12 protein-coding genes are annotated in these 17950 nt (G+C 44.9%); 6 read left to right on the top strand and 6 right to left on the bottom strand.

What is annotated here, in order from left to right:
• Positions 1–85 precede the first annotated feature (85 nt).
• Complete coding sequence (locus C1S74_RS18550; protein ID WP_045396699.1) at positions 86–1819, bottom strand: hypothetical protein; 1734 nt, start codon at positions 1817–1819, stop codon at positions 86–88.
• A gap of 452 nt (positions 1820–2271) precedes the next feature.
• On the opposite strand from C1S74_RS18550, the gene C1S74_RS18545 reads away from it, so the two are divergent.
• Positions 2272–3225, top strand: coding sequence for a M23 family metallopeptidase (locus tag C1S74_RS18545; RefSeq protein WP_045396696.1), 954 nt, complete (start codon positions 2272–2274; stop codon positions 3223–3225).
• On the top strand, positions 3129–3569 hold the full coding sequence (locus C1S74_RS18540; RefSeq protein WP_082037663.1) for a bactofilin family protein: 441 nt from the start codon (positions 3129–3131) through the stop codon (positions 3567–3569). Before C1S74_RS18545 ends, C1S74_RS18540 begins: the two co-directional genes overlap by 97 nt.
• Before the next feature lie 295 nt (positions 3570–3864).
• On the opposite strand, the gene C1S74_RS18535 is transcribed toward C1S74_RS18540, so the two are convergent.
• The gene (locus C1S74_RS18535; protein WP_045396692.1) at positions 3865–6945 is read right to left on the bottom strand and encodes a YadA-like family protein; all 3081 of its coding nucleotides are present in this window, start codon (positions 6943–6945) and stop codon (positions 3865–3867) included.
• A 203-nt stretch (positions 6946–7148) separates the two neighbouring features.
• On the bottom strand, positions 7149–7631 hold the full coding sequence (locus C1S74_RS18530; protein ID WP_045397609.1) for a TetR/AcrR family transcriptional regulator: 483 nt from the start codon (positions 7629–7631) through the stop codon (positions 7149–7151).
• Positions 7632–7939: 308 nt separating this feature from the next.
• Between C1S74_RS18530 and C1S74_RS18525 the strand changes: the two genes are divergently transcribed.
• Entirely contained in the window at positions 7940–8326 is a 387-nt protein-coding gene (locus tag C1S74_RS18525; protein WP_045396690.1) for a DUF2541 family protein, read from the top strand.
• Positions 8327–8429: 103 nt separating this feature from the next.
• On the opposite strand, the gene C1S74_RS18520 is transcribed toward C1S74_RS18525, so the two are convergent.
• Together C1S74_RS18520 and C1S74_RS18515 are read right to left on the bottom strand one after the other, a co-directional pair.
• Complete coding sequence (locus C1S74_RS18520) at positions 8430–8858, bottom strand: Spy/CpxP family protein refolding chaperone (RefSeq protein WP_045396688.1); 429 nt, start codon at positions 8856–8858, stop codon at positions 8430–8432.
• Positions 8859–9141: 283 nt separating this feature from the next.
• On the bottom strand, positions 9142–11892 hold the full coding sequence (locus C1S74_RS18515) for a M16 family metallopeptidase (protein ID WP_045396687.1): 2751 nt from the start codon (positions 11890–11892) through the stop codon (positions 9142–9144).
• A gap of 318 nt (positions 11893–12210) precedes the next feature.
• Here C1S74_RS18515 and C1S74_RS18510 point away from each other — a divergent pair, with 318 nt between their 5' ends.
• Together C1S74_RS18510 and C1S74_RS18505 are read left to right on the top strand one after the other, a co-directional pair.
• A complete protein-coding gene (locus C1S74_RS18510) occupies positions 12211–14097 on the top strand; it encodes a methyl-accepting chemotaxis protein (RefSeq protein ID WP_045396685.1) in 1887 nt (628 codons plus the stop codon).
• Between the two features lie 232 nt (positions 14098–14329).
• Positions 14330–15268 (top strand): hypothetical protein, encoded by a 939-nt coding sequence (locus tag C1S74_RS18505; RefSeq protein ID WP_045396684.1) that lies wholly within the window; start codon positions 14330–14332, stop codon positions 15266–15268.
• 11 nt (positions 15269–15279) lie between these two features.
• Here the strand turns inward: C1S74_RS18505 and C1S74_RS18500 are convergent, their stop codons facing one another.
• A complete protein-coding gene (locus C1S74_RS18500; RefSeq protein ID WP_045396682.1) occupies positions 15280–15729 on the bottom strand; it encodes a DUF302 domain-containing protein in 450 nt (149 codons plus the stop codon).
• A gap of 221 nt (positions 15730–15950) precedes the next feature.
• Here C1S74_RS18500 and C1S74_RS18495 point away from each other — a divergent pair, with 221 nt between their 5' ends.
• Positions 15951–17942, top strand: a complete 1992-nt coding sequence (locus C1S74_RS18495; RefSeq protein ID WP_045396681.1) for a peptidase U32 family protein — start codon at positions 15951–15953, stop codon at positions 17940–17942.
• The last annotated feature ends 8 nt before the right edge of the window (positions 17943–17950 follow it).

The raw sequence follows: 17950 nt of genomic DNA, 5'->3' as shown, positions 1-17950 counted from the left end.
AGACCTAAAAGTAAGTTGAAAAAAGGCGGCATCAAATGCCGCCTTTTGCTTAAATAAGAAATGCTTCGTCATTGAAGAATAACGCTTACTGCTGCACAACCTTCACTTGTGGTTTGGTTGAGCCTGTGTAGTCGAAGTCAAACGCAATGCCGTCTTTGGTCACATCCAGAGACATGCCACCGATCAGCTCACCTTGCAGGCTCATTTTCACATCTTCTGGTACCGGTTCACCAGAAACTTTAGACGCCGTTTCAATCACTTCAAGTACGCGATCTGAGTCCATAGTGAAGCTCAATAGACCATTTGCAGTTAACGGCTGAGCCATCACTTTCTCACTTGCTGCCGCCGCCGCATCACCACTGTACAGCGTTAGATGGCTGCCATTTAGACGAGCAAACACATCCATTGGTTTACCTGCATATGGTTCAAGCAAACCACCAATGTTCACTGGTTGGTTGTCTGGCTGAATTTGAATCTGTGACAGTTCAGGCATGAACATTTGTGCCGTTTGCAGCAGCATGTTTGGATCGTCTGCTGAGATCGAGAAGATCGCATCCAACTGACCTAGCTCAGGCCCGTATTCGCCATTCATGTTTACATCAAGACCGAACATTTCCATGCTCAAACCTTTCAGACCATTTGCCATGCCTGCGCCCATGCTGATCGCTGGTGCAGGGTTCTGACCACGCATGTCGTTCTGTGCTTGCGCTAGGATCGAACATTGGTATTCAGGAGTGGTTAAATCCGTCCAGATCTTACCTATAGCAGGAGCAAGCGTTGCAACATCTAAGCCTAAAGCCACGCTGAACATGCTCTGCTCACCATTTGACTCAGCAAGTACTCCACGCATTGATTGTAATGCTTCCAAAATGACTTGGTTTTTCGATTCCACAACGAAGCTGCCGTTGATACGAGCTTTGTTGTCGCTTGCACTGTATTTAGCAAACGCCACCATTTGTGGCCAGTTCTCTGCAATTTGAGTGAACTCAGTGTGACAAGCTGGTGAGCGAAGTGCATCAAGCGTCGGGTCAGATTCAGCCATCTTCAGCTGACGCGCCATTCTGTTGCCATCTAGCGTAGTTAACCCCTTAATGACTTCGCGGATATCAAAAATACCAAATGAGTTATTGCTCGCACCGTATTTAGTTTTCACTGCCTCTAAACGGCCAGAGTCAACAATGTTGTTCTTTGGAGATTCAAGGCCAAACGCCAATTTAAGCGGATTTTCAACACCCAGCTCTGGAATATCGAACGTTACGGTCAGCACGTTGTTTACGACACCAACCGCTAGGCCAATCCCCAATTGCGGGTCTTGCGAATCAGTCAGCTCATAACGACGAAACTCAATCGTGTCCAGCTTCACAAGCTCATGCTGAATGCCTGCGAGCTGTTCTTGCTCATCTAAGGTTTTCCACAATGCAGTAGGAGTCTCGAGTTGCAATTTGTAAACCGGAACAAGCCCCAATGTGTAGATGATAGGGTTCACCATATCGCCTGTACCCAAGAAGGCTTTTAGGCTCTCTGGAGAAGACGCTGACGCCATATAAGCATCTAAGAAGTTCACCGCGAACTGCAAACCAGGAGTCAAATCTTCTTCAGTAAACAGCTCTGCCATTGGTGGCTGCTGTGATGTACCGAAGGCGTTCATGTATTCGTAGTGACTGAAAGGTTCCGTTTGGTAAGTAATCATCAAGGTATCTGCTGGAACTAGTGTAAGTAATGAGCTTGATGATTCACCTTGAGTAAGGTTGTTTTGGTACAGATAGCCTGCACCACCCGCTGCTGCGACCACTGCAGTAGCTAATAATAGTTTTTTCACGACCAACTCCGTTGTCTTGATTTTATGTCCTCAAACCAGTAGGTCTGAGTTAGCAATAAGCCTTTAATGAACGTCTTAATCGGTGAGAGTTTTCATTCTCGAATTCAGACGTTTATTCGAGTTCAACGCCATCATAAACCCCCAAACAGAGTTATCAATTTACTGAATGCCAATTTCTTAAAATATCCGACATTTATAAGACAAACGTGAACTACATTGAATTGCTTAACCATACTATTGGCAATTTACTCAATCAAAAGTATTAGTTCCTCAGCGCCTACCGACCAAAACCCACTCAAGATTAAATCTGACTGCGGACTTTTCTTTATTGTCTGAAAACAGCTCACGCCCTGACATTTCGCTCCTTTTTAGCTCTAGAAGCGACAACGCGTTTTCCTTACAGTCAGAGTTATCAGTAATAAATCTCGTGTAATTATCGCCCCAAGACCGCCATGAAAGATCAGCTGACGCTCTCCATCTCGACCATTAATGGCTCCAAGCATTGGTATTTCAGCAAAGCCACGCAACGCAAACTGCAAACCTTTTTGGCTGTGTTTATTTTAGCGTTAGCGGCAACGGCAGTTCTGGTGAACCACCTTTATACACAAGTCGATAATGCGGAGAGTAAACAAGCAGAACTAACTGAGCATACGCGTAGCATCGGCCAAGAGCTCAGCGATTTAAAAACGCTCAAATCAGAACTAGAAAACGACTTGTCTGAACGAGAAGAACGTGTGCAGTTGGTATCCGAACGTCTGGGAGAATTAGAGAAAGTGCTCGGCGTAGCTAAAGAGTCCACCAGCAACAGTTTGGAGGCGCGCTTTGATACTGCCGCCATCACTTCCAATGTTCGTATGGTGATGCTCAATCAAATTCCTAATAGCTCACCCGTAGGGAAAGCTCGCCTCTCTTCAGGCTTTGGTAAGCGGATTCACCCAGTAACCAAAGTCTCTAAGATGCATCGTGGATTAGATTTCGCGGTGAACACCGGAACCAAGATTTACGCCCCAGCAGATGGGATCGTTGAAGTGACTCGACGCAGTAAAAAAGGTTCAGGCAACTTCTTACGGTTACAACATTCATTCGGCTTTTCGAGCTCTTATTCGCACTTGAAAGGGTTCAAAGTCAAAACCGGTGAGTTTGTCAAAAAAGGACAGCTAATCGCCATTTCTGGCAATACAGGCCTCTCTTCTGGTCCTCACCTTCATTATGAAGTGAGATTTATTGGACGGGCTTTAAACCCAAGGCCATTCGTGGATTGGAACCTCAATAATTTTGAAGACATCTTTACCAAGGAGCGAAGAATACGATGGGAATCTTTAATCAAAACCGTGGAACAGCGAGTGGCTCATCAGCTTCAACTCTCATCGCCAAAGGCTGTTCTGTTAGCGGAGAACTCAAAGTAGAAAGCGATATTCAGGTCGATGGCATTATCGAAGGCCAATTGCACGTAGAAGGCACATTGGTCGTTGCAGAAAGCGGCCGTGTTAAAGGCGACATCTACGCTAAACAACTGATCGTCAACGGCCTTCTTGATGGTAACTGTCACGCTGAACACATCCAAGTACTAGCAAAAGGCCGTGTCAGTGGCAAAATTTGGAGCAACAACCTGAGCATTGAACCGGGAGGAAAGTTCTTCGGGGAAGCAGCAGAACTGCCGGAAAAAGAAGTAGTGACACTGAAAGATAAGTCCACTGAAACCAATAAACCCGATAAGTCACAAGATCGCAAAGATGATATCTTGAACTAATTCTTCGTATTTCTTCATAAGCATTCAATTATTATCGACAATGGGTGATTTATACCATCTTTTACTTATCAATATAATCCAAACATTAAAACTTAAGAGAAAAATAAAGAGTGTGTGCAGGTTATTTAAATTGGGGAAGATACTTAAGGCATTCAAAGAGAAGGGAAATGAATCGCTTGATTAACTTTACTTGTAACTAGAAAAGAAAACCCGCCCCGAAGGGCGGTAAACTTAGGTCAAGTTTATAGGTAATTCATGTATTTGACTCAAAATGTTGAGCTAAACCAATTGCTTTTTACCAAGCATAAGAAACACCAGCACCTACGGAGTAATCAATCTCATTGCCACTCGTACCAGATACATTAGCATTAGCCGTCCAATTGTCGTTAATTCGATGAGCATAGCCCAATGCAAATGCTGCTTGGTCACCAGCTTGTCCCAAACCAACACCAATTGCAGATGTTTGGTTGATTGATAGGTAAGGACGAGCAGCTGTCACCGCTTGTGCTGTTGCCATCACTGAGCTTAAGTCTTCTTCAATGCCGTCGATGCGAGAATTGATACCTGCAATCTGTGTATCTGTATAAGACTTGGCATCAGCGAGTGCTTTACCAGCCGCTTGATCCGCATACTCGTTTCCAGCGTTATACAGCTCTTCCATTCCATTTTGAACGTAGGCGACTGCTTGACCTTGGCCGACAGAACCAAGTTCATGGCTAGGCTTTGTATTTGCTGGAGGGTTAATACCAACTTCGCCATTTCCTTTATCTGCGTAGCGTAGACCGTCTGCAGCTTTTTCTAGACCTTGACGAGCATCTTGTAACTTGTTTACTGCCACATCCATTTTAGCTTGTAGCGTTGCGCTAGCCTGACGTAGCGCACCTTCAGCTTCAGGAGAAATTCCAGAATTTGGTACTGTTGGGTTCTCACCAGCTTGAAGTTCAGCAATTAATTTAGCCTGTTCGTCTAGTTGAGCTTGCATTGCTGCAAATTGAGCTGCCATTTGATCTGTCGAGATTGCTGCTACCGCTTCCAACTCCGCTTTACTATCAGTTAGCTCCGCAGTCATTGCTGTCGCTGCATCGTCTAAGTTGTCTTTACCACCATTCAGTTGAGCATTTACATCTGCGAACGCTAACTCAACCTTCTCGCGAGCAACCTTAAGGCCTGCTTCCAGATCTGGGTTAACACCACCATCCACTGGTGGGTTTGTACCTGCACCTAGAGAGTCAATTTGAGCTTGTAGATTCTTAATCGCTGCTGTCATTGACGCTTCTGCATCCACAAATTTCGCTGTCATTTGCGTTTCCATAGATTGAGCCGCATGCTCTAGATTTGTTTTCGCTAGGCCTAGTTGGTACTCTGCTGCACCTTTTTGACCAGCAAAGTGAGCTTTCATCGCTTCCTCTGCTGATTGCGCTGCATTACGCAGTGCCATTTCGCCTTGCGCAATGCTGTTTGCGTTTGACTTCGCTACTTCTTGAACTTCAAATACTGCAACCTGAGTCTTAGAAACCGCCTCATTCAAACCTTCAATATGTTGAGCATTCGTCATTACAGCATTTTGTGTATCGGTGATGGTTTCTTTCAACTGAGTTTCTGCATTGTATGCCGCGTCACGTAACTCCACTTCGCCAGTTAGCAACTTAGAATCAATTTCATCGAACTTTGGCATAAGCCCTTTACGAAGAGCTAATTCATCTTGAGTCATTCCATTTTCAGGAGAAGTAGTCCCATCAGCGACACCATTAAAGAAGTCCAACATTGATTTGGTTTCAGTTTCACCATTGCTACCCGTTGGGACTTCAAAGGTAATTTGAGACAACGTACGATGAAGGTCTTCATTTGAATCTGAATATTTAATAAGCGCTTGCGCCATGGCTTTTTTGTCTTCAGCGCTAGAAGTTAAATATTTATCGATACGATGACTATCACCACCAAGGTCAGAAACGATAGCATTCACTTCGTTCATTAACTCAGCACGATTAGTGACCATTTTTTCACCAGAGATAGGATCGACAATGACATCTTCAATTGGTGGAAGCTCGCCATCTTCTGGGTCTTTAGGATCAAGACCTGGTAGATCTTCTATAATACGTTGTTTAGCTTGAGCTTTGATGAGATCCAAGTAACCAGCAGCGACTTCTTTAGTAAGGTCGATAGTTCTTTCATTGCCTGAGACCGGATCGATAAAGGTAAGATCAAAGTGCCCTTCATCATTCATTGTTACCTTAGCTTTATAACCAACCTCTTCAAAAGCTCGATTAAGAATACGAGCTTGTGCATGACCTTCCATATCTGCAAGGATATTGCGTTTGTGAGCCAAAGAAGTTTCTTTTGCTTTCTCACGCATCGCTTTTTTAACTTCACTTTCTTTACCTTCCAAGCTCAAAGGAGTCTCCCCTGGACGATACAAAGTTGGTTTACCTGTCATCGGGTCAAAGTCGATGAAAGCATCTTTGCCCGCTTTATCCATTGCTCCATTAAACCAAGCAATCTTAGTTTCAAGCTCAGTCGGGGGAGTAATAGGTTCAACAATAACATCCTCCACGGGAGGTAGATCATCACTAATTGGAGGAAGGTTCCCTTCTTCAAATTGACGACGACGTTCAGCAATCCCATCAGTAGCAACATCTCTCATTGCCCCCTTAACTTTTACAAGGTTCTCTTCCGAGATTGTTGCTAAATCGATCGTCATTTGGCCGTGTTCAGGATGGTTAAACGTAAAGCTTGTGCCTTCCAAAGATGCTTCGATGTTACTTACTGATAATAAGTGCGTTACCAACGCAAGTTTTTGTTCATTGGTAACTGGCTTAGCTGGTTCAACAATAACATCTTCGATTGGCTGAAGGTCTCCATCTGCAGGCTGACCAGGTAGTTCAATTAGTTCAAATGGATTTTCTGAAGGCAATGTAATTTTTCCGTCTGCCTTCGCTTGCTCAAATGCATTGTAAGCATCTTTTATTGCTTTCTCTTGCTCTGGGTTATCACCAACCATGTTGCCACCATTGATGATTTGATCTAGCAGAGAGTCATAACCTTCTTCCTCAGGAGTCAGAGGGTTATCGTTGTAAACAGTAATATTATTAAGAACTGCAAATGCTGCCAGCTTTTGCTCGTTAGACATTGCTTGAATGGCATCGTATACCGCTTTATTCGCCAATTCTTTTTCTTCAATAGTGCCATTCTCATACGCATCAAAAAGATCATTAATCAAATCAGGATTTGCTCCTTTCTCTGACCAGTCATCCAGCTTTTTCCAACCAGCGCAATCTGAAGGCGATACTGAAATACCACACTTAATATCTGAAGCAAAAGCATTAGAAGAAAGACCAAATGATGCTACTACCGAAAGAGCTAACAGCGTTTTTTTCATTACATTACCTATATACCATTACGTACTCAGGACGAATTAATTACAAAAAATAAGAGCGTTCACCCGCTCCACAATTATTCGTACCAAGGACGATTTAAGTTTAAATTTTTGGGCAGCATTTAGGCTGCCCTTACTTTCGGAAAGGATAATAAATGAACTAAATTATGAGATCAACAACTTTTTCGTACTTAGTACGGATAAGTTTAATCTGTGCTATTTGGAAACGCTAGGAGCATAAGAGCAGCGCCAAAACACTCCTTAATTGCTGAACTAGCTTCGTCATGACCAATATTTTTACCCAACTCACTGACCAATCGCTGTATCGGTGCTTGGATACGAGGACGAGGCTCACCACCATTCTTAACGATTGTAATCAACAACATCTTTACAGCTTGTTGGAACACATTATTGGTAGCAAGAAGATGTGACCAAGCGTCTATAAAGGCAGATCTTGAAGTGAAATCTAACTGTCCGACTATGTGCGGAAACACTCGCCCTTGAAGAACATTTAAGAATGCATCTTTATCGGGGTAATACCCTTGAAGCGTAGACTTTCTTATACCTAAACCTTTAGAGATCCTATCCAATGTAACGCACTCCCACCCCTCAGCTACGAACAGGTTGAAAATGTACTCATCGTATGTTCTTTGGTTTTGTTCTCTTTCTTGTTTGCTAATTCGAGCCATAAAATTGCCTGCGATTCTCGGGAGTTTTGTTGCGATCATAATGGATAAAGAACACTGTTTAAATGCTCGATTAAAGAAATTACATTTTTAATAGATACTCTGTAGTAATGTCCTTCAACGTAGTCTATTTGCCAAAAACTTCGCCTATTAGGCTCCAAGAAATACTTACTTGGATTGTCGAACTACTGTTCAACTTCCCACCTTAAAGTCAGCGGACTGTGAAATTTCATTCACAAAGAAAAATATTGCTAGCTGAATTTTATTGAGCTCGACTATGATTCGCGCTCCTGTGTTTTGGTGATTTTTAAATGAGAATTTATACCGCTATTATCACGGCAGCATTGGCTGCAACAACACTTATCGCTCCTGCACACGCAGACGATAAATTCACTTTAGGTCGTACTATCTTGCTTGAGCACGGTAACCTAGCTGCAAAAATCCCAATGGTGATTTGCCGCAACACCAACGCGATCAAAGTGAAAGCAGAGAAAGACCTAGAATTAAGAAAGATCGTTGTGCGCTTCCAAAACGGTGACGAGAAAACCATTCGATTCCACCGCGACCTGAAGAAAGACAAAATGACCGACTGGCGTTACTTCGGTTACCGTCGCTGTGTGAAAAACATCGAAGTGTACGGCAACTCAGAAGGCTCTAAAGCAGGCGTACGCGTTTACGGTAAAGAGAAAAACGATTAACAGTTGTTACCGCTAGTTAAACGCTATTCACTGGCAACAAAATAAAAAAGACCCCAGCTAGGAGTCTTTTTTATTCTTAATGAAGAATAGAAGCTATTCGAGCTTACTGAGCTTGTTGTTTCATCGCTTCAAACTTTTTGATTTGTTCTTGCTGACGCTTTTCTAGTGTCGACTTTTGATCGTCAGTTAACACATTATAAATGTCGTTTTGTGCTTTTAGCTTCGCGATTTGGATATCTACTTGTTTCTTGTTCGCACGCTCAAGCAACGCCTTTGCTTTTGCTTCGTCAAACGACGGTGCTTTCACCAACTTCTCAAATTGCTTGGCACTTTCTTGGATATCTTGTGGCGATTGTTCCTGCGTCAGCGTGCTGCTCAAGTTAAGCTGAATCTCTTCAATTTTCGCTTGCTGCTCAGCAGTAATGCTCTCTAGACCAAATGGTTTTGGCGCTACAGGTTGTGTTGGTGCAGATTCTGCGAATACATTGGCACTGCTTAGGAGTAAAATCGTCGACAATAAGTAGCGTTTCATTGGGGGAACCTTTATTTGCTTCAATTTGGAGTAAGGTGAGACTCAAGCGATACCATATGGTTTCCTGCCCCTTACAAATATGCGACTTTCCTTCACAAAAACAAAAAAGAAGACAATCGAAAGGAACCTTACAAAAAAGGTAAAACCCTTTCGTCTTTTATCGACCTCTTCGTTATTGTTTCACTGAATTTTAATGACTTATGTTTACTGTCATACCAGTGCGAGTAATGTGTAAGGCAAGATAGAGAACAAAGGACGACTCGTAAGTCGCCCTTTTTGATGGCTAAGGTTTTGGATTCAAAATAATTGTGCTTCGTTTAGCTTTAGTTCCAAATGCTTCTTTCGCTTTGGCTTTTATCTCTTCCAGCGTCACGCTCTGAGCAGCTTTGTCTACATCCAGTAATGCATCTAAACCATATCCGTGTACGAGATAACGCGTATAAGCCCAGCTGCGTTGACCTGGATTATCATCCAAATCCTTCATTGCGACGGCGAGTTGTTTTGCTGCGGTATCGACTTCTTTTTGAGTAATGTTCTTCGCGAGTTCATCAAAAACCTTATCTAACTGCGCATCCATTTTGCTGACATCTTTAGGGTCGATTTGCGACTCCAAGAACCAGTCAGACACCATTTCACGGTCTTGTGTGATTGGGTAAATACTCGGGCTGTAATCCAAGCTCGCTTCTTCACGCAATTGTTCCGTTACTCGCGCAGCTGCAATGCGCTGCAACATGTCTTCAACGACAGTATCACGCCCCGTTCTTGGTGATTCGTGCTGATTGGTAAGGCGCAATAAATACATGGATGATGGCTCATTGCCCTCTTCCATCACAGTTTTGCTTAATGCATGGGGGTTAAAGGCTATTGAATAATCCACCGCCTCACCTGCCGGCATATCGATAGATGCAACGTATTTACGTAGTAATGGCGTAATTTGTTCTGGCTCTACATCCGCAACGATGACCATTTTGAAACCACGATTGTAGTTGAAAAGAGCATCATGTACGGCTTGAACTTGCTCTGACGTCACATCCTTTGCGCCATCGATTGGCAGCAGACGATGACGACTGTTTGGTAAGTACGAATTTTCGTTCGCCGCTTTAATCCATTTGCCCATTGATGACTCAAAGAAGGCACGACGTTGCTGAAGAAACTCACGTTTGACCGCTTCCAACTGGCGCTCATCCACTTTGATATCGGTTGCGATGTTGTACAAACCGTTTAAAGCACTCGCCAAATGCGCTTTCGGGGTGATGACCTCTATACCATGGTTGGTTGGACCTAAAATAGGGAACAGCGAGATGTCGTTTTTGCGCAAGTAGCTATCGAGTTCTGTACCGGAGAAATCGCCCAAGCCACTGCGAGCCGCCGCCATGGTTGCCACTTCAAATGCTGGATAAAGTGATTTATCTAACGCCGCTTTACCACCTTGGCTGACGAAATAAACGTAGGCTCGATTCGCAGCTTTGTCGTCTTTTTGGAACCAAACATCCACCCCGTTCGACAACGTATACACTTGAAAACCACCCGCTTCTTCGCGAGTACTGATAATGGTGCCTTCTTTCTTTGGCTGAACAAAACCATCTGTCTTGGCATACATGTCCAAAGGCTTTTCACCCGCTTGAGCATAAGCGGCACTCAATAGTGCAAACTCACCAGCAAATTGCGCCTTAGTTTCCGTTTTACCTAAACCCACTACAAAACTTGCTGGTTGAGAAAGCAGTGCTTCCAACGCTTCATTCGTATGACTTAACGTGTTGTTCTTAACAAACGTCGACAAGCTAAGCTCATACCCTTCTTTGGATTGGCTTACTGAATTTTGCTCCAATTGGAATACACGCGCTTCTGCGTAACCTGCTGGCTTGCGTTTCGACCAATCAGAATCGAGGTTTGCCAGTTCCCCATACCAGCCCGACATAATGCCATCGAGTTCTTCTTGAGTAACACCATAGTCACGTAATGACGTGAGTGTGTTCATGAAGATCTGTTGGATTTTCTCACGGCGTTCCGGGGCAAATGAAATGCCAGCAGACATCATACGGTGATAACTTGAAGAATATGGCTGAGCATATGCGTATTGGAACGACTCTGCGGCATCATTTAACACCCTAAGCAGGCGCTGTTGGATAAGCTGAGCACTAATTTCGTCCTGCCATGCTTTGTGTTGATCTTGCATGGTTTGACGGCTTACCGAATCTCGGTCGATGATCAAATGCAAACTTGGGGATTCCATCTGACTACTCGGTAAAATGCGATCTGCGTTTTTCGCTCGGATATCACGGCGCTTTTCTACCACGGCATCGGAAGTGCTATCCCAGTTAGAAAATTTACTCTCAATAATTTTTGATAGCGACGCCGCATCCACATTCCCCGTTACGATCAGTTCGGCATATTGTGGTTGATACCATTTCTCATAAAACGTTTTGAGTGCAGGTGAAGTGGTGTTTTCAATTGAGCTTCGCGTACCAATAGGATCGTGTTCTGCGTAAGGCGTTCCCTCAATAGAAGCTTGGTAAGCATTAAAAGATAGGGATTTATCGTCAGGACGTGAACGTCGCCACTCTCCCAAAATCACGCCTTTTTCTTTTTCAACTTGTGTGGGATCAAACTGAATGCCATCACTGATGTCGCGCATCCACGTTAGCGCATCGTCAAGCTTATCTGGATTGGCGAGATCCAACTTATAGGTCGTCTGTTGGTAAGTCGTCGTGGCGTTAATGTCAGCACCAAAGCTACCACCAGAAGCTTCGAACAACTTCACCACATCATTACCAGAAAAATGGGTACTACCATTAAATGCCATGTGCTCAATAAAGTGCGCATAACCTTTCTGGTTGGCTTCTTCTTGGAATGAACCAACGTTCATCATCAAACGAACCGAGACTTCTTCATCTTGGGTTGGATAAATGTGATATTTCATCCCGTTGGGAAGTTGGTCGACCACCCAGTTCGGGTCAGCCTGGAGAGGTGTAGATTGGGGAGTCAGAGTACACCCTGACAGCAATAATGCGGGGATTAACAACGTACTACGCATAACTATCGTCCCTAAAAATGATTAATTGAGGCAATATATCGATCACGTCATATGCTTGATATTTAATATGAAATATACGCCCAAATAGTAAGATCTCGATCACACTTTATAAAAATAAGAATCATTTACAAAGACTTAGATAACGCTTTGCTAATAAACAACTTAGCTCAAAAAAGTAAACAACATTGAAGATTAATTCCGCATAAACACCAATATGGCTCAAATACGCGACATAGATCGGAATTTATTTTGACCACTAAAATATAATGGCGCGTGCAACACCACTTTTTATAAATATAACGAGCCAATCATAATTTTATGCTTAAGAATTTATCTTTGAAAAATAAGCTGGCGATATCTGCCAGTGCTGCCATCATCCTCGGGGGAGTGTTGGTAGAGGGGCTGTCTTTTCGTGATTCTTTGCAGCGACTGGATGTTGAAGTCGCGCAACGTTTAGAAAGCACTAGCGCATCTTACAATCAATATGTGAGTGACTGGCTACTGTCAAAAGAACGCGCACTCACTTCGCTATCACAGGATGCAGAGAAATCTGCCATCGTGACACACCTAAAACAAGTTCGTGACTCTGCGGCGTTCGATAACGTTTTCCTTGCCTATCCTGACGGCTCTCAAGACAACGCGAACGGTGTTGTTCTGCCACCTGGAAATGATGATCCTCGACAATGGGGTTGGTACACCAATGCCATCGCCAATCCATCCCAAGTTTTTATGGATAACCCCACCGTCGCAGCAGCAACCGGTGCAAACGTAGTATCACTCGGCAAAGCGTTGCAACTTCATGGTCAAACAACAGTATTGGGAGCTGATGTTGAGATCGGAGATATCCTCAACAGCCTTAACCAAGTGATTCTGCCGGGTGATGGTTATATGTTCATCGCCAATGACCAAGGTAATATCTTTACACACAACGACAGCAAATTACTCAACCAACCAGTAAGCAAACTGGGGTTGAGCAACAACGATATTGTCGCGGCATCCAATACCGGTCTAGAGCAAAATGTTTCCATTGATGGCAAAGATTTCGTGGTTTACGCAAAAGCTATCGACGGCACTAAGCTAACGAGCGTAACCGTTCTGGACAATGACTCTTTAGTTGCACCACTTTACGATGCCGTTTGGGGACAAATCATCGCGACTACGATTGTGGTTATTATCTGTGTGGCGTTGTTTAACCTGTTGTGTAACATCCTGTTCCGCCCACTCTACAACGTTTCCAATGCCCTGTCGCAAATCGCAAACGGTAGTGGTGATTTAACTCAGCGCATCAAAGTAGAAAATCGAGATGAGGTGGGTGAACTGGCAGAAAACTTCAACCAATTCGTTGAGAGTCTACAGCAACTTATTGGCCATATTCGTCACCAAGCGGAAGACTTAAATAAACAGTCAGAGTTGAGCACCAAACGTGCAAACCAATCGGTCGATGAGCTAAACCACCAGCAGCAAGAAATCACACTTGTGGCAACAGCTGTAACTGAAATGGCATCAGCAACGCAAGAGATCGCCTCTCATGCAGAGCAAACAGCAAAAGTGGCGCAAGACTCTTCTGTGAGCACACAAAACGGTCACTCACTCGTTGTGAACACCAAAGACTCAATTAACCACTTGTCTTCGGAAGTAAACCAAGCGAGTGGCGTCATCTCAGAGCTGAACCAACATGCGCAAGACATCAACACCGTACTTTCCACCATTCGTGACATCGCAGAGCAAACGAACCTACTCGCACTGAATGCTGCAATCGAAGCGGCACGCGCAGGTGAACAAGGCCGTGGCTTTGCCGTCGTTGCTGATGAAGTTCGTGTATTGTCGCAACGTACACACACTTCAACGGAAGAAATTAAATCCACTATCGAGACGCTACAGCGCACCACGCAACGCGCAGTGACCTTAATGGAGCGCAGTTCTGAGTTGGCATTAGGCTCGGTAGAAGATGCCGACCGCGCTTCTAAAGCGTTGGATGAAATCAACTCGGCAGTAGCGATGATCAGCGATATGGCAACCCAAATCGCGACCGCAGCAGAAGAACAAACGCACGTCACCAACGAGATCACGCAGAACGTCACATCAATCAAAGATGTTACCGACCACTTAGTGATTGGAGCAGAAGAGTCGATGAACCAGTCTTCTGAGCTTAAATCGCAAGCGGAAGAGCTCAACTCAAAAGTCGCGACCTTTAAACTGGCGTAACCTACCCGATCTACTCTCCAGTCCAAACCCCGCCTCGCTGCGGGGTTTATTTTTCCCTTTCATCACTTTCTTTCCAAATTGACCCGAAAGCCACATAAAGCCGTACATAAAGGCAAAACGTTCAATATTATCGCCTGTCGACACGAGTAAACTCCACGGAGAGCAAGGCAGGTTTTATTTAAGAGAAACGGCTTTTCAATCTCGTCCAGAATACGTTTGAAGGGATGCGCTTATGAATCTTATGGATCTGCCCAAAAAACACGGGAAATGGAGTCTCGAACTGTGTAAACAGAGCGCGGCCCATTTCAAAACACGAACAGAGTGGAGCGAAAAGTGCAAAGCTGCTTACAGCGCTGCCTATCGCAACGGTTGGCTGGATCAGTGTTGCGTTCACATGCAGCGTGTCGGCATTAAATGGACATTCGAAAAGTGCAAGCAAAGCGCATCACAATATAAAACGCGATCAGAATGGAATCACGGCTGCAAAAGTGCTTATCACGCCGCGAGAAAAAACGGTTGGATAGAAGATTGCTGCACGCACATGATTCCCTCACGAACGGGTAAGAAATGGACCTTTGAAGCCTGCACAGAAAACGCTAAGCAATACCAAACACGATCCGAATGGCAACGCGGTTGCAGTGGCGCTTACAATGCTGCGAACCGTAATGGCTGGCTGGATGATTGCTGCCAACACATGAAGCAGGTCGAATTGAAGTGGAACCGTCAAGCATGCATCAAAAGCGCAAGAGCTTGCCGAACTCGCACCGAGTGGATTGCTGCGTGCAAAAGTGCCTATCAAGCGGCAAGAAACCGAGGCTGGTTAGACGAATGTTGTGCACACATGGGCGCGCCAAGAACACAGAAAAAATGGACGTTTGAAGCATGTCAGGCGAGTGCGGCAAGTTACAAAACCCGAACTGCGTGGCAAGAGGGATGCAGCGGTGCGTATTTTGCGGCGCACCGCAATGGCTGGACACAAAAGTGCTGTCAACACATGCGCTCAGCCAGAGCAAAATGGACGCTGAAAATCTGCAAGGGCAGCGCTTCCTACTTCGCAAACAAGCGAGATTGGTTACGCTGCTGCCGAGGCGCTTATAATGCCGCCCATCGCAACGGTTGGCTCTCGGAGTGTTGCTCACACATGGAAAGGCCTAGACCACAAGCGGCTTGATTGCTTCCCCCCTATTTGGCCGCCGCCCCCGTTAGTTTGCTCAACACGCCACTGACCTTGTTTAACACCTCGTCACAACCTTGGATGTTGTGGCGCTCTTTTAAGTACATCGGATTGTTGTAAGCCAACCATGTTTTGCCTTCAGCATCTTCATACACCAAAACCTTCTGTGGTAAATCGATGGCCACTTCCTGAGCACACTGCATCAGCGGCGTACCCACTCTCGGGTTGCCAAAAACAATCACCTCAGTTGGTCTCAATGCCATATCAACCTTCGCCGCATTTTGTTGGTGATTGACGCGGGCAAACACATTCAAGCCTTTGTCTTGCGCTATAACCACAAACTTATTCGCCGTATCTTGCACCGAATGTTGGCTTGCGACTCGTACCACACTTTCTTCTGCCAAAGAGGAAAACGAAGCCAAGGCGACCATCAATCCTACCGTTATTGTTTTTACCATTTGCTCATTCCTTATTCTTCCTATTGAGTACCCAAAAACTATAGAAGCCAAGGTGATGAGTCGCGAACTTCTCATGTCTGAATTTCGGTTTTCCTCATTAACAATAGACCCGAGCACAACGAATAATTGATTCAGATTAATAAAGCGTTAACTAGCGCTAGCTCACACTTTTGAACCCCGTAGAATACGTGCTTATTTTATAGCTGAGTAAGAGTAAACGAGTGACACGCGATCAATTTGAGTTATTAGCCCCGGGCGGCGATTTAGATTCCATCAAAGCGGCCATTGCTGCGGATGCTGACGCTATTTACTGCGGACTTGACCGCTTTAATGCACGAAACCGAGCGACCAACTTAACGTTAGATAACTTAAATGGCGTACTCATGCTAGCGCATCAACACAACTGTAAGATCTTCCTGACTCTGAACGTGTTGATTCTGGAGAGTGAAATCCCCGCTATTGTTCGCTTACTTAGCCAATTGAACACCACTGCCATCGACGGCGTGATCGTTCAAGACCTTGGCCTTGCCTACATTCTGAAGAACCATTTTCCTGATTTAGATGTGCATGCTTCAACACAATTGAATACACACAATGAAGGGCAAATCTTGTTCCTAAATCAGCTAACGGCTAGCCGCGTAAACCTCTCTCGTGAATTGAACATCAACGAGATCAAGCATCTGGCTCAATTTGGTCGCGAACATGACGTGATGATGGAAGTATTCGTTCACGGCTCTTACTGCATTGGCTTTTCAGGCATTTGCTACATCAGCTCGGCACGCAATGGCGCATCGGGTAACCGTGGTCGCTGCAGCCAACCTTGTCGTGAACAATACGAAACCACCAAAACCGGCAACAACTACCCACTGAACATGAAAGACAACTCTGCATTTGGCGATTTAGAAGCACTTGCTGATGCTGGGGTGTACTCCTTGAAAGTGGAAGGTCGCATTAAGAAATCTCACTACGTGTACACCGTGGTCGATAACTGGCGTAAACAGATTGACCGCTTGTGTGACGGCATAGAACTGTCGAACGACACCATAGAGTTGTACACCGTATTTAACCGCGATTTCTCTAATGCGTTTTTGCAAGGCGATTTCGGCAAAGCGATGTACATCGACAACCCTCGCGATCACGCCGTAAAACACTTCTCGAAGATCTACAAATGCGAATCCGCCGATGATGTGCAAGGCGTGAAGAAGAAGCTCTACGACGACAAAACCGCAATCATTGAGAAGGTTGCAGAGAAGACTCAAGATTTTGATGTGACTTCAACGCAAGCCTCTGGCAGCAGCCTAAAAGGCGCGATTGATGTACCGACTTTACCGACGCTGCCTCAACCAGATATGCGTGAAGGCGCTCCGAAGCTATCCGTACTGATTTCATCAGTAGAAGACACCGCACTATGCGAAGACAGCAATGTCGATGTGTATTTCCAGCTACCAATGGGATTGGCGGGTGAGCTGAATGCGATGATCGAGTTGTTCCAAGCAAACCCAAGATTGAAACCTTGGTTCCCCACGATTTTGATTGGTGACGATTACCAAGCCGCACGTGCATTCTTAGAAGCAGTGAAACCAGAATTATCAATCACCAATAACTCTGGTGTGGGCATTTTGGCTCAAACGCTAGGTTTAGGTTGGGTTGCAGGTCCGCAGATGAACACGGTGAACTCCTACTCGTTCAAATGTTTGCAAGAAGAGTTCGCCGCAAGCGGTGCGTTTATCTCTAACGAGCTGAACATGAAGCAGATGCGCCACATTAAGCGCCCGCACAACATGCGCAGCTACTACAGCATTTACCACCCGAACACTCTGCTGACCAGTCGCCAGTGTTTGTTCCAACAAACCGAGGGTTGTCGCAAAATTAAGGTGAATAAAGGCTGTTTGAAGCGTTGTGACAAACGTACTTCAATCATCAACTTGAAAGACAACCCATACGTAGTGCAAAAGCAAAAAGGCAGTCACAACTCGATCTACAGCGAGCACAACGTGTTGAACCTACAAGTGCTGCAAGATTTGCCGCAGCTGTTAACTGACGTGTTGATCGACCTACGCGACATCCAGACAGAAACTAAAGTCACGATGACCAAACCTGAATTGATCGATGCCTTTACCGCTCTGCTTAATGAACACAATGAGCAGCATGTTGAAGCACTTAATACCGCGATTCACCCGACGGCAAACGCTCAATACTTGAAAGGCTTGTAAGCGAAGCT

Origin of the sequence: Vibrio hyugaensis (genome assembly GCF_002906655.1) — a bacterium.
GTDB classification, from domain to species: domain Bacteria; phylum Pseudomonadota; class Gammaproteobacteria; order Enterobacterales; family Vibrionaceae; genus Vibrio; species Vibrio hyugaensis.
Note: the sequence above shows the minus strand (reverse complement) of the source record. Positions and strands in the feature narration are given on the sequence as shown.